The following is a 13,974-nucleotide window of genomic DNA, read 5'->3' as shown; positions in this document are numbered from 1 at the left end:
CAATCTTTGAACATTTTAAATTGCAAATAAATTGGGTCAGATTGCCCTCAGAGCTCCGCAGAACAATTTTATTAGAAGCTTAGATGATCTCATAAAAATGCCGAGCTGTAAGCACCTTTTGCAGCGTTCCAGAGACACAATCTTTGAACATTTTAAATTGCAAATAAATTGGGTCAGATTGCCCTCAGAGCTCCGCAGAACAATTTTATTAGAAGCTTAGATGATCTCATAAAAATCGATACATGTACCATCCTGCATAGCTTGATTCGAAGTTTTATCAATTCTGTCTTCACTTATTAAATCCAAACAAAAAAGTCCTATTAAATTAAACTCCAACAGGTTCCTGTCCATCATCCCCTAAAAAGGATCCAAGCATGGATAACCCTATTTTCTCTTTGGTACGAGCTGTATGGAGGGCATGACTTTTTCATCCGAGGTTTAAGCAATAGGGTTGTTAATAGGTATTATCTATTACATATATACATTTCATGTCTTTCACATATAAGAGTGAAAGAGGCATAATAGAGAAAAATAGGATTCAATGGAGGCGGACGATATGGGCAAAATGTTTGAGTCGATTCTTCCTGAGCATGAGGCTTTTATAAGCAAGCAGCACTTGTTTTTTGTTGGTTCAGCTCCCCTTGACGCGGAAGGGCATGTTAATCTCTCGCCGAAGGGCCATGATGTGCTGCGTATTTTATCCTCCCATGAAGTCGCTTATTTGGATTTGACAGGAAGCGGGAATGAAACGAGTGCGCACCTTGAAGAGAACGGCCGTATAACGGTGATGTTCATCGCGGTGGAGGGACCTCCAATGATTTTGCGCTTGTATGGAAAAGGGCGCGTTGTATTGGCCGGCACTGCGGAGTGGGAGGAGCTGGCGCCACGGTTTACGCTGTTGCCCGGTGCCAGGCAAATCATTGTTGTCGATGTCCATGCCGTAAAAACATCCTGTGGATTTAGCGTCCCCTTTTACACGTATGAGGGTGATCGGCCTACGCTTCAAAAATGGGCAAGTAATAAAGGCCCAGAGGGACTGCACGAATATTGGCAAGAAAAAAATGTCGCAAGCATGGACGGCCTGCTCACGACACTCGGTCAAAAGTTATCCACAGAGACTCTGTGAACCGCTAGTTCATTCTCAGTTTATTCAAAGAAACGCTAGCTCACTCAAAATGCTTCCGCAAAACATCCGGCGCCTCGCGACTTTTACGCGTCTGATGATCCATCGTGACGCTAGTAACGAGCGCATCTGCACAGAGCTCGCCTAGTTTGTTGTAAATCTCCTGTTTCAGCACATAGCTGGAGCGTCCCATTCGCTCAGGGTGGCAAGTTATCGTTAAGTGTTCGCCCTGTTTGCATTCTTTTTTATAATTGATGGAGATGTTGACCGTTACGGTTTGGATGCCCATTTGACTGAACACCTCGTAAGGTAGCTCGGCAAGCTCATACCACTCCTCCCGACCCCATTCCAGATACTCCAAATACTTGGCATTATTGACGTGTCCATTTACATCTATTTCGGTGGACCGAACGATAATCTCTAACCTTGACTCCATATTGGCTTTCTCCTTTTAAGAACGAAGTATAGTCCTGCGCATCAGTGCATTTACTAGTAGGTATACTCGTTTATTATATCCTATTCTTGCTCCTTACTGGGATGAGAGTCTAGTCCGATTTAGTTAAACGTTTAAATGGTTTATAGGTAATTAATAAAAAAGATAGCGTTACCATCTTGTTAAAAGTGAATTCATCTTATATAATCTAGTTAAACGTATAACTAATCGAGGGATAACGAATGAAAAAACCAACTATTAAGGACGTAGCCAAAGCCGCAGGCGTCTCTACAGCCGCTGTCTCCTATGCTTTGAATGGCAGATTCGATAAGGTTTCGACGGAGACCATTGATCGAATCAACAAAATCATTGAAACCATCAACTATATACCCGATTTCTCCGCTAGAAGCTTGGTTAAGAATCAGTCGAAGCTTATAGGCATTGTCATTCCGCAAACCGAATCGCATAAACAGCTTATTCTTGAAAACCCTTTCTACAGCGAGATGATTAGCGGAATTGAGGGGAAATTGAGGGAGTACGGTTACCATTTGTTATTGTCAGGCGTTAACCAGGGGGAGAGCTATTTGGACCTATCGGTCCAGCGCAACCTGGATGGGGCCATTATGATGGGGATTTATCCCGAACAGTTTTATGATGGCTTCAAAAAAATTAACATCCCGATTGTCTTGATCGACAGTTACATTAATGATCATTACTTCAAGCGGATTGGCATTGATGACGAATATGGAGGCTATCTGGCAACGAAGTATTTGATCGACAAGGGGCATTCGAACATCGGACTCATTACAGGGGCCATTCGAAGGGATGGCGTCGTAGAGAAACGATTCCTCGGCTATAAACGGGCAATCCGCGAGGCCAACTTTTTCTACAACCCGGATTATGTGTTTGAAGATTCGATGAGCTATGAGCATGGGATAGCAGCAGGACAATTGATTGCTGACAAGTATCCAGAAATTACAGCCGTCTTTGCTACAGGGGACATGGTTGCGTTTGGGGCTATAAGGAGCTTAATGGATGTGGGTAAAAGAGTGCCTGATGATATCTCCGTAATCGGTTTCGATGATATCTCCATGTCCAAAATGTTTCTGCCTCCGTTAACGACGATTCGGCAAAATATTACGGAAAAGGGTGCCATCGCAGCCGAACACCTGATTAACATGATTCAAGGGGATGGCGGACAGGAAGCGAATGAAATTATGCTGCCCCTCACCATTATGGAAAGAGGAACGGTCAGAACCAGGGAGTAGTCGTGACTTGGTTGCCGGGAAAGGAGAACGACATGGTAGGACAAAAACGATTTTCCAGAACAGCTGTCATTATTGGATTCTTATTTCCGAGTTTAATGGGTCTGCTTCTCTTTCAGCTGATTCCGATGCTCTCATCGGCCGTGATCTCCTTCACGAATTGGGATCTGCTGACCCCAGCAAAGTTCGTCGGGATCGATAACTACAAAGAAGCTTTGCAAGACGAGAAGACGCTTACATCACTTCTTAACATTCTCAAATATATCGTCGGCTACATTCCTTCCGTCATTGTTTTGGGTTTGTTGTTCGCCGTTTTGCTGAATCGGAAGCTGAGGGGAGTAAAGCTGTACCGAATTTTCATCTTCGTGCCGGTGATTACCTCCTGGGTAGCGGTTTCCATCGTGTGGCGATGGTTGCTAAATGGTCAGAATGGGCTTATCAACTATTTATTGTCTTTGGTAGGCGTTCAAGGACCTGTATGGCTGCAAGACTTTTTCTGGGCGATGCCTTCCATTATCGCGGTGAGCGTTTGGAAAGATATCGGGTACGTAACGGTCATTCTGCTCGCTGGTTTACAGGACATCTCGGATGACTATTACGAAGCGGCGACGATTGACGGAGCCGGAGGTTTTCAACAATTTTTCCGTGTAACACTTCCGCTGCTGACGCCAAGTATCTTCTTCGTCCTTGTTATTTCTCTGATTAACGGCTTCCAGCTCTTTGATCAGGTACTTGTTATGACCAATGGCGGCCCTGCCGGACAAACGAGCACGCTCGTACAGCAAATTTACGGGAACGCGTTCCAAAGTTATAAAATGGGCTTCGCTTCTGCACAGTCATGGATCCTATTCGTCATCATCTTTGTGGTCACGATTGCTCAGCAGCAGCTTCAGAAAAGGTGGGTAACCTATGACAGATAAATACATGCCGTATCGAAACCTGCTGTCACACCTTATCTTGCTTGTGGCTGCTGTCGTTCTTATGTTTCCGTTCGTTTGGATGCTGTCAGGATCATTTAAAGACAGTCTTGAGGTCGTGAGAATGCCTCCTAATTTGATCCCGGATACGTTCAAATTCAGCAATTACGTGGAAATAACGAAGTATTTTCCCATTTACAGATTCTTGGGCAACAGTTTAATCGTGTCCTTAGTAACAACGGTGGCACAGATCGTCGTATGCGCAATGGCGGCCTTTGTATTTGCCAAAATCCCTTTTCGGGGTAGAGAGACGCTGTTCGTTCTTTATTTAATTACGATGATGATTCCGATGCAGGTGACAATGACGCCGCTTTTCATCGTGTTTCAGAAGCTGAATCTGATCAATACGTACTTGGGTTTGATTTTACCAGGGATTTTCAGTGCCTATGGTACATTCCTGCTCAGACAGCACATCATGACGATTCCAGATCCGTTGATCGAGGCGGCGCGCATAGATGGAGCTTCGTATGTGCGTGTATTTACGAGCATTATTCTTCCGCTCAGTAAGCCGGCTGTTGCAACGCTCGCAATCTTTGCTTTTATGGCTTCTTGGAACAATTTCTTATGGCCGTTAATTGTGACAAGCGATAAAAATCTAATGACGCTTCCGATCGGTTTAAGCAAGCTGCAAGGCAGATGGGCGACGGAATGGAACATTCTTATGGCGGGCAATGTGATTAGTTTTATTCCTATTTTCATCGTGTTCCTGTTCGCATCGAAATATTTTATCAAAGGAATGACGATGAGTGGTGTGAAAGGATAATGAGAGGGGTGATGCGCTGACCAGAGGGAAGGCGTGCAGGTTGCAAAGAAGATGGAACTAAATTGAGAAGAAAAGAGGGTTAAACAATGGTAACTAAAAAAACGGGTTGGGTCGTTGCTTTAGGCGTGGTAGTATCACTTGCAGCTACGGGGTGTGGATCAGACAGCAAGCCAGGGGCGACATCTTCGGTGGCTCCTAAACAGGAACCGACGGCAGCAGCGACAACTGCGGCTACACCAGAGACGAAGAAAGATCCGGTTACCCTTAAATTCATGCAGTATACGGCCAGCGGCTCGCAAGAGCAGACGCTCGCCGATATGGTGAAGGCGTTCGAAGCGGCGAATCCTGACGTGAAGGTCAAAGTGGATATCGTCGACTACAATAACTACTACACGAAGCTGAATACACAGCTCGCATCGGGGGATGCGCCTGACGTATTCGAGGTCGGGTACGAAAACTTCGTCTCTTATGCTGCCAAAAATACATTAAAGGACTTGACGCCGATCATTGCGAAGGACACGACGTTCAAGCCGGAAATCTATAAAGGTCTTGCTTATGACTCTTTCAAATATAACAGTAAACAATATGGCGTCGTAGAGTCTTTTTCGGACGTAGTTCTTTTCTATAATAAGGACTTGTTTGACAAAAAGCAAGTTGACTATCCGAAGGCAGATTGGACATGGAAACAAGAATTGGAAGCGGCTCAGAAGCTGACAGATGCGAAGAGCGGCGTATGGGGAACGTATTCTCCGATCCAATTCTATGAGTTCTACAAAACCATCGCACAGAACGGCGGAGGCATCTGGAGTGCAGACGGCAAGCCTACGGTGAACAGTAAGGAAAATATCGAAGCATTGAACTGGATGCTGGATAAAGCGAGAAAGTACAAAGTGTCGCCTGCCCTGAATGACGATACATTCAACCAACCGGATGCGGATCTGAATGCTTTCAAAGCGGGCAAAATAGCCATGCTGCGCGCTGGTATTTGGAATTTCGGACGTTTTGCAGACGCTTCTTTCAAATGGGACATAGCGCTGGAGCCGGGCAATACGAAAAAGGCGCATCATTTCTTTGCCGACGGTCTGGTTGTTTCGGATAAAACGAAAAATGCGGATGCGGCTTGGAAGTTTATTAAGTTCATGTCTTCCGACCCAGCCGTCGTTAGCAAGCGCATTGAGAAGGGCTGGAGCGTACCGGCTGTATCGGATGAAAAAGTGATGGAAGCTTATTTCAAACAAACGCCTCCGGCATCGAAAAAGATTGTGCTTGAAGCGTTGAATACCCTTGTCCTTACGCCTGTAGGTCCGATTCCGGACAAATGGAACGATTTGACCAAAGCCATCGGGGATGAACTGGATAAAGCGAAACTGAAGCAGGATTATACAGCTGAAAAAGCGCTCAATGAGGCGCAAGCCAAAATTGAGAAGCTGGTAACAAAATAAAGGCACATATAGCAGGGGCATGGCAAACGGGGCTTGTTGAGAAAACGGCCCCTTTTTGTATCCTAATCGAGGAAATATGCAGATAAATTGGGTAGATAGAGCAAGGAGGACATAGGGTGAATACACAGGATATGCAGCGGAGTTTGGACTACGAGATTCATGCTTTAACCGGAGAAGTAACGATAGAAGGGCAGAAGGCAAGTCTGCGTGATTTGGCTTTTTTAGGCTATGCCCTTGTGCAAAAGGGAGAAGCTGAGCAGACGGTTGCTTTATTACGAGTTATTAATGAAAGCGAGCGATTAGAACAAGCGGCATTAACGGAGAAGGCGCTCGTGATGTGGACTTTGGGAGAGTATCTCAAATCGACGGACGATTCATCTTTTGGCGCAGAGATGCTGACGTTTATACGAGCGACGGTGCAGGAGATTGAAACGAACTGGCAGAAGCCGCAGCCTCACTGGCTGCAAGGGGAAGGCCAAGGCATTTATCTCAGTCATTTGGCGATTTATTTCGCTGCTATACAATCGAATGTTCAGCACGGTGTCGGGGAGACGGGAGTACGTCTGTTAAAATCCATTCGCGAGCTCTTGTTCGCAAAATTTATTAAAGACGGCCGAGTGGTCAGCCAGCTAGGCGATACGTCGATTCATGGCGACATCATTGCAGCCGCTATTCCCTTCGGGATGCTGGGCATTGAAGATCGCATACTGATTGAAGCGTTATATCAATTGGAAGAAACGCTAGTTGGCAAAGGGGTTAGACTCTGCGGAAGCGATACGTATTACGGCGGTTGTGAACGACCGGATCTGACTTGTTTATTGGTATGGTATTACGCCAAAAAAGGCGATACGGTAAGGGCGAAGGAGCTTCTCGCCCGTGTAGAATCACTGCGCGAAGAGCATGGCGTGCTGTTTGAGGTAGATACAGCTACAGCGAAGGAACCGCTGATGCTGGAATATTGGCTGGAGCGGGAAGCCGATCTTAATCGTAAGGGATTTCAGGGCCAAGCCTATGAGATCAGTTTAGGACACGTCAGTCCATTAAGCAGCGTGTTGGCAGAGCTGGCGCAGGGTGCGCTTGCGTCAGGTGCAGTAGGAAATGGGAGTTCATCAGGAGTCACGCTCATACACAAGCCTACCGGCTACGATGACCCTTACGTGATCCTGCCCTACGAGCGGTTTCCCCGCGAGCCGGAAGCGGGGGATGCGGTTATTGTGCATTTGCTGACTCAGCCTTTTCAGGCAAGTCAGGTGGTGACCGTGCAGGCCACCGTGAACGGCGTTCCGGCGGCGCAGGCCGTTCCGGCCATCGTCAAGGTACTCGCCGATGGAGAGAAGGTCTGGGAAGCGCAGCTGGGCCCTTACCTCGCAGGTGACGAGGTCAGCTATGCCTTTGCGCTTCAGAGCGGGGGTAAGTCAGCGGCCTCGCCGACTTACCGCTTTAGGGTCCGTTCATGGACGGCGCTGGAGCGCGTCCATGCGATGTATGAGACGACGGATGGCTTCGTCGTCGAGCTCGCTGGCACAGGTGCGGCGCAGCCGCCTGTGCTCTCGTTCCGCGCCGATGCCAGCGGCGCGGTGCAGCTGACGTTCGCCGCATCGGGCGAACGAACAGACGGCCAGCGCGCGCAGCATGCAGCGCTGGCTGTGGGACGCGCACGGCTGGAAGCGACGTGCGGGAGGGCAAGCTCGCGCTGGCGTTGCGCAGCGCGGAGGGCGTGCTCGTCGAAGGCTTCGCCGCCGAAGGGAAGCCGCTGCTTGAGGCGTTGACCGACGGCTCCGGGACGATCCACAAGCTTCGTCTGAACTTGAAGACGAAGGCTGAGCATCGCTGGTTCGGTATGGGAGAACGCTTTTCCCATTATGAGTATTCGGGTCAGGAAGTCGATCAATATGTGTACAATCAGTACCGCGATCAGGGATTAAAGACGTATATGCCGGTGCCTTTTGCCATATCATCAGGAGGGTATGCCATTTTCGTGGATACTGCCCTCTACTCCACCTTCCGTTTTCATACCCGATTATCTGATTTGGTAGAGGTGGAAGCAGATCTATCGCCAACGAATCAGCAGTTGGTCACATATGTATTCGCGGGTGAACCGCTTGAGATGGTTGGACAATTTACTCATCTTTCCGGCAAGCCTGTACTACCGCCGAAATGGTCATTTGGCCCATGGATGTCCAGCAATAATTGGGACTCGCAGACCGAGGTCATGAAGCAGACCGAGCTGACGGCTAAGTATGAGATACCGTCTACGGTTTTGGTCATTGAGCAGTGGAGTGATGAGGCTACGTTTTATATTTTCAACGATGCGCAGTATGAGGTCAAAGATGGCAGTCAGCCGTTCGCCTATGGCGACTTTGAGTTCCCGGAGTGGGGAAGATGGCCGAATCCGCGAGGCATGGTGGAGGAGCTCCATGACCAAGGGTTGAAGGTGCTGCTTTGGCAAATCCCGATTCATAAATGCATGTATGGCGTCGCTCATGGGCAGCGCGATCAGGATGAGATTACCCTGCTGGAGCAAGGTTACTGCGTAAAGACAGCCGATGGCGAGCCTTTTACGCTTCCATATAACTGGTTCAAGGACAGCCACATTCTTGACTATACGCATCCAGAGGCAGCAAAGTGGTGGTTTGCTAAGCGTCAATATCTCGTCGATGAGATGGGGGTTGATGGATTCAAAACCGATGGCGGCGAATTTGTCTTTGGTCACGATTTGCAGTTCCATGACGGCTCCACAGGCCGCGAAATGCGCAACCTATATCCGAATTTGTATGCCGGCAGCTATTATGATTTTGTCCAGCAGCATGCGCCCGAAGGCGGTATTACATTCAGCCGTGCAGGCTACACGGGAGCACAGCAATACCCGATGCACTGGGCAGGCGATGAGCGCTCCACATTCGGAGCGTTCCGCTCTTCGATGATTGCCGGATTATCAAGCAGTATGTCGGGCATCCCTTTCTGGGGCTGGGATTTGGGCGGTTTTCATGGCGATATTCCAACGGCGGAGCTGTTTGTGAGATCCACGCAGATGGCGGCATTTTGTCCGGTGATGCAGTATCATGCCGAGACGAAAGGTGAGTTCAATCAAGATCGGACACCTTGGAATATTGCTGAGCGCACAGGACAGCCCCTCGTAATAGAGCTTTACAAAAAATACGCGGATATTCGCATGAATCTCCTTCCTTATATTTACGATCAGGCGATAAAGGTAAGCCGCACAGGTCTGCCGATGATGCGGGCGATGTCGCTGCAATACCCGACAGATCCGCGTTGTACCGAAATGATCAGCGAGTACATGTTCGGTGAAAGTTTGTTGGTTGCTCCCGTTACGGAAGAAGGGCATGGCGCCAAGGAGGTTTATTTCCCGGAGGGCACATGGCTTTCCTTGTTCCAACAGGAGGAAGTGGTCGGTCCACGCCTTGTTAAGGTGGCAGCGGGTTTGGCAGATATTCCTGTTTATCAGAGAGCGAACAGTGCAATTGCGCTTAATCTGGCTGAGGACTGCAAGCTTGCGGGTCATGTGGGAAATCGCGTGGATCGCTATGAGCAGTTATGTTTCCGTATCTATGTGACAACCGAGATGAAGACGGATTTTGAAGACGATTTAGGCAACCAAGTGACGATAGTAGCGAAAAGGGAAGCCGGTCAGTTGCTACTTCAGTGGTCTGGGAATTTACAGACTCAAGTGACTTTCCTTGTCCAGCAGGCTGGCGGCGTTCAGGCCGTGCATCTGAATAATTCCGAATTAACAAGCGTTGAACAAGCCGAGTCGTTGGTATCATCTTCACCTTTTCCTTTGCAGCCAAATCGTTATCTTGTCAGAGATGGTGAACTGCTGATCTCCACTTCTGAATCGATTGGAAGCTTGGTGATCACGGCATGATTTTGTTCCATTTCCCGCACTGCGGTGAGGCGAATGAGTCTTACTTGGCTTGGAGCAAAGGGCTGCCAGATCATGCAAAGCTCCTTCGTGTCGAGCTTAGTCAACCCGGCTTATCCATGCGGGACATATCCTCCGCGATGTGGGAGAAGGCAGTGACTGAAGCGTCCTTATTTGTCCAAAAGCAGCTAGGGACCGGTGAAGAATTCATGTTTATGGGCCATTGCTGGGGCAGCCTGCTGGCCTTCGAAGTCAGTCACCGCTTGAAAATGGAGGGAGGTGCGCAGCCTGCGCACCTGTTTCTATCCGGCTGCAGCGCCCCCCATTTGCTTAGGCCTCGCAGCGATTCTACACGCTTGCGGATGTCTGCCGCACTTGCCTGCGAATGCGAGCCTTTGGAGGATTATCAGGCTTCGATGAGCCGAGAGCCACTTCAGATGAGATTCAGTATTTTCGCTGGCAAGCAAGATGCGCTGGCACCAGTCGATCAGCTTGCAGAGTGGAGCCGCTACACGGCGAAGATTTGTGATGTTCATGTTTGCGAAGGAGATCATGATCATTGGCAGCAGGATTCGATGAGATGGTTTCAAATGGTGCAAACCATTGTGGAAAGAGAATACGCATTTTAAAATTCATGGCAGTCACGAAGGAAATCGCTTCGGGGCTGCTTCATCTGGAAGGGAGTGATGCCTGGAAGAAGGCAACCATGGCTTAGCATGACGCTGCCGCAGTCGTACGTATTTATCTACCAATGGTAGACAAACAAATTTGGCACGAAAGGGGAAATTGTTATGTTCACAAGGAAAATACCATCATCAATGAAATTCATCCTGTCTTTGTTGCTTTGTTTTTTCCTGCTTGTTCCACAAATTTATGCTATCGACGGTGTTTATCATGCTCCTTACGGAATCGATGATCTGTACGATATCCAAGCTACGGAACGGAGCCCGCGTGACCCTGTGGCGGGGGATACTGTGTTGATTAAAATCACGACATGGCCGATAGAATCCGGTCAAACGGCTTGGGTGACCTGGACCAAAAATGGTGTCAGCCAGACGGCTGTTGGGGCGGCCTTCAAGTACAACAGCGGCAACAATACCTATTGGGAGGCTAACCTTGGCAGCTTTGCCAAAGGGGACGTAATTACCTATACCGTTCGCGGCAATAAGGATGGGGCGAATGAAAAGACAGCCGGACCTTTCAGCTTCACGGTAACGGGGTGGGAGTCTGTCAGCAGCATCAGCTCCATAACGAACAACACGAACCGTGTTGTGTTGAATGCGTTGCCGAATACAGGAACGTTAACGCCCAAAATCAATATTTCTTTTACAGCGGATGATGTGTTTCGTGTGCAGGCTTCCCCTACGGGAACCGGTACGCTCAGCAGTGGGTTGAGCAATTATACAGTGACAGATACGGCTTCGACCACTTGGATCTCGACATCAAAGATTAAGGTGAAGGTGGATAAAAATCCATTCCGACTGAATGTCTATAAGCCTGATGGCACTACGCTCATTGCGCGTCAATATGACAGCACGACGAATCGCAATTTAGCCTGGCTGACCAATGGCAGCACGATCATCAACAAGATGGAGGATCACTTCTATACACCAGCAACGGAGGAGTTTTTCGGCTTTGGCGAGCACTACAACAATTTCCGCAAACGTGGAAACGATGTAGATACGTATGTATACAATCAGTATAAAAATCAAAATGACCGCACGTATATGGCCATACCTTTCATGCTGAACAGCAGCGGTTACGGCATTTTCGTAAACTCCACGTACTACTCCAAATTCCGTCTGGCTACGGAACGTACGGATATGTTCAGCTTTACGGCTGATACGGGAGGAAGCGCGAGCTCAACCCTCGATTACTATTTCATTTATGGCAATGACTTAAAAGGTGTCGTAAGCAATTATGCCACGATTACAGGCAAGCCTACTGCGCTGCCTAAATGGGCTTTCGGCTTATGGATGTCAGCCAATGAATGGGATCGCCAAACGAAGGTATCGACGGCGATTTCCAACGCCAATGCCAACAACATACCGGCAACCGCTGTGGTGCTGGAGCAGTGGAGCGATGAGAATACGTTTTATATTTTCAATGATGCCACGTATACGCCTAAGACGGGAAGCGCTGCGCTGTCCTACACGGATTTTACTTTCCCGGCGGGCAGTAGATGGACGAATCCGAAGGCGATGGCCGATAACGTGCACAGCAATGGGATGAAGCTCGTATTATGGCAAGTTCCTATTCAGAAATGGACCTCAACGCCTTATACCCAGAAAGATAATGATGAAGCGTATATGATTGCCCAGAACTATGCTGTGGGCAACGGCAGCGGCGGTCAATATCGCATTCCTGATGGACAGTGGTTCGGCAATAGCTTACTGCTCGACTTTACGAATACGAGCGCCAAAAATTGGTGGATGTCCAAACGTGCATACCTCTTTGACGGAGTAGGCATCGATGGTTTTAAAACCGATGGCGGTGAGATGGTATGGGGGCGTTCGAACACGTTCTCGAACGGCAAAAAAGGCGATGAAATGCGCAACCAATACCCGAACGACTACGTGAAGGCTTACAACGAATATGCGCGTTCGAAGAAAAGCGATGCGGTTTCCTTTAGCCGTTCAGGTACGCAGGGCGCGCAAGCGAACCAAATATTCTGGTCAGGCGACCAAGAATCTACATTCGGCGCCTTTCAGCAGGCCGTATCTGCGGGATTGACTGCGGGCATGTCAGGCGTCCCTTATTGGAGCTGGGACATGGCCGGTTTTACAGGCGCCTATCCTTCAGCTGAGCTTTATAAACGGGCGACAGAAATGGCAGCCTTCGCACCTGTCATGCAGTTCCATTCGGAAGCCAACGGCAGCTCAGGCACGAACGAAGAGCGCTCGCCTTGGAATGCGCAGGCTCGAACAGGCGACAGCAGCATTATTAGCCATTTTGCGAAGTACACCAATACACGGATGAATTTGCTCCCTTATATTTACAGCGAAGCGAAGAAAGCGAGTGACACGGGAATTCCATGATGCGCGCTATGGCGCTTGAATACCCGACAGACAGCAGCACCTACGGATTAACCCAACAATACATGTTTGGCGGAAATCTGCTCGTGGCTCCGGTCATGAACCAAGGAGAAACAAACAAAAGCTTATATTTGCCACAGGGCGACTGGATTGATTTTTGGTACGGCGCTCAGCGTCCGGGCGGAAGAACGATCAGCTACTCCGCCGGTGTCGATGATTTGCCTGTCTTCGTGAAATCAGGCAGCATTTTGCCAATGAATCTGAATGCTTCTTATCAAGTTGGCGGTACGATCGGCAATAGTCTGACGAGTTATACCAATTTGTCCTTCCGTATTTATCCGTTAGGCACGACAACGTATGACTGGAACGATGATATCGGTGGTTCGGTCAAAACGATCACATCAACGGAGCAATACGGCTTGAGTAAAGAAACGGTGAGTGTTCCGGCTATCAATCAAACCAAAACGCTGCAGGTGTTTACGACGAAACCTTCCTCGGTGACTGTCGGCGGTACGGCGATGACGGAATACAGCTCGTTAAGCTCCTTAATCAGTGCTTCGACAGGATGGTTCTACGATACGGTGCAGAAATTCACGTATGTCAAGCTTGGCGCGAGCGCATCTGCCCAATCAGTCGTTTTGAATGGTGTCAATAAAGTGGAGTATGAAGCAGAGTTTGCTGCACAAACAGGTGTTTCTACAAACACGAACCATACAGGGTATATGGGAACAGGTTTTGTTGATAGCTTTGACGCAGTAGGCAAATCTGTTAGCTTCGACGTCTCCGTTAAAGCAGCCGGTACTTACACGATGAAAGTTCGCTACTCCTCAGGCGGGGGGAACGGGTCTCGCGCGATTTACGTGAACAACAGCAAGATAACCGATCTGACATTGCCCCTTACGACAAACTGGGATACTTGGGGAACAGCAACCGTGAGTGTGACCCTGAATGCAGGCTTGAATACAGTGAAGGTCAGCTACGACAGTACAAGTTCGCTTGGTATTAATCTCGATAATATTGCGATTATGGAACAATGAAAGCAGGGAGGGCTTG

Annotated in this window: 9 protein-coding genes and 1 pseudogene; 9 read left to right on the top strand and 1 reads right to left on the bottom strand. The window is 48.6% G+C overall.

All coding sequences use genetic code 11. The annotated features are described in order from the left end of the window. The first annotated feature begins 556 nt into the window (after window positions 1-556). Window positions 557-1,126, top strand: coding sequence for a pyridoxamine 5'-phosphate oxidase family protein (locus FU659_RS28270; RefSeq protein ID WP_147950628.1), 570 nt, complete (start codon window positions 557-559; stop codon window positions 1,124-1,126). 40 nt (window positions 1,127-1,166) lie between these two features. Here FU659_RS28270 and FU659_RS28265 read toward each other — a convergent pair whose 3' ends face one another. Next, window positions 1,167-1,559, bottom strand: coding sequence for an acyl-CoA thioesterase (locus FU659_RS28265; protein ID WP_147950627.1), 393 nt, complete (start codon window positions 1,557-1,559; stop codon window positions 1,167-1,169). 239 nt (window positions 1,560-1,798) lie between these two features. Here FU659_RS28265 and FU659_RS28260 point away from each other — a divergent pair, with 239 nt between their 5' ends. From FU659_RS28260 to FU659_RS28225, 8 genes and pseudogenes are all read left to right on the top strand, one after another. Further along, entirely contained in the window at window positions 1,799-2,824 is a 1,026-nt protein-coding gene (locus tag FU659_RS28260) for a LacI family DNA-binding transcriptional regulator (protein WP_147950626.1), read from the top strand. Between the two features lie 32 nt (window positions 2,825-2,856). Next, complete coding sequence (locus FU659_RS28255) at window positions 2,857-3,741, top strand: carbohydrate ABC transporter permease (protein ID WP_147950625.1); 885 nt, start codon at window positions 2,857-2,859, stop codon at window positions 3,739-3,741. Next, a complete protein-coding gene (locus FU659_RS28250; protein ID WP_147950624.1) occupies window positions 3,731-4,561 on the top strand; it encodes a carbohydrate ABC transporter permease in 831 nt (276 codons plus the stop codon). Before FU659_RS28255 ends, FU659_RS28250 begins: the two co-directional genes overlap by 11 nt. 86 nt (window positions 4,562-4,647) lie before the next feature. After that, complete coding sequence (locus FU659_RS28245; RefSeq protein WP_147950623.1) at window positions 4,648-6,003, top strand: ABC transporter substrate-binding protein; 1,356 nt, start codon at window positions 4,648-4,650, stop codon at window positions 6,001-6,003. A gap of 116 nt (window positions 6,004-6,119) precedes the next feature. Next, window positions 6,120-7,772 (top strand): hypothetical protein, encoded by a 1,653-nt coding sequence (locus tag FU659_RS28240; RefSeq protein ID WP_147950622.1) that lies wholly within the window; start codon window positions 6,120-6,122, stop codon window positions 7,770-7,772. Continuing rightward, the gene (locus FU659_RS28235; protein WP_147950621.1) at window positions 7,676-9,889 is read left to right on the top strand and encodes a glycoside hydrolase family 31 protein; all 2,214 of its coding nucleotides are present in this window, start codon (window positions 7,676-7,678) and stop codon (window positions 9,887-9,889) included. The genes FU659_RS28240 and FU659_RS28235 overlap by 97 nt, the downstream gene beginning before the upstream one ends. Next, a complete protein-coding gene (locus FU659_RS28230) occupies window positions 9,886-10,515 on the top strand; it encodes a thioesterase II family protein (protein WP_147950620.1) in 630 nt (209 codons plus the stop codon). The genes FU659_RS28235 and FU659_RS28230 overlap by 4 nt, the downstream gene beginning before the upstream one ends. A 162-nt stretch (window positions 10,516-10,677) precedes the next feature. Next, window positions 10,678-13,958: pseudogene (locus FU659_RS28225) on the top strand (TIM-barrel domain-containing protein). Window positions 13,959-13,974 lie beyond the last annotated feature (16 nt).

It is taken from the genome of Paenibacillus sp. N3.4 (genome assembly GCF_008017805.1).
Lineage (GTDB): Bacteria > Bacillota > Bacilli > Paenibacillales > NBRC-103111 > Paenibacillus_E.
Note: the sequence above shows the minus strand (reverse complement) of the source record. Positions and strands in the feature narration are given on the sequence as shown.

What these genes read in the sequence shown, in the direction of transcription:
- FU659_RS28270 (WP_147950628.1), top strand. Translation starts at nt 557, where the DNA reads ATGGGCAAAATGTTTGAGTCGATTCTTCCTGAGCATGAGGCTTTTATA.
- FU659_RS28265 (WP_147950627.1), bottom strand. Translation starts at nt 1,559, where the DNA reads ATGGAGTCAAGGTTAGAGATTATCGTTCGGTCCACCGAAATAGATGTA.
- FU659_RS28260 (WP_147950626.1), top strand. Translation starts at nt 1,799, where the DNA reads ATGAAAAAACCAACTATTAAGGACGTAGCCAAAGCCGCAGGCGTCTCT.
- FU659_RS28255 (WP_147950625.1), top strand. Translation starts at nt 2,857, where the DNA reads ATGGTAGGACAAAAACGATTTTCCAGAACAGCTGTCATTATTGGATTC.
- FU659_RS28250 (WP_147950624.1), top strand. Translation starts at nt 3,731, where the DNA reads ATGACAGATAAATACATGCCGTATCGAAACCTGCTGTCACACCTTATC.
- FU659_RS28245 (WP_147950623.1), top strand. Translation starts at nt 4,648, where the DNA reads ATGGTAACTAAAAAAACGGGTTGGGTCGTTGCTTTAGGCGTGGTAGTA.
- FU659_RS28230 (WP_147950620.1), top strand. Translation starts at nt 9,886, where the DNA reads ATGATTTTGTTCCATTTCCCGCACTGCGGTGAGGCGAATGAGTCTTAC.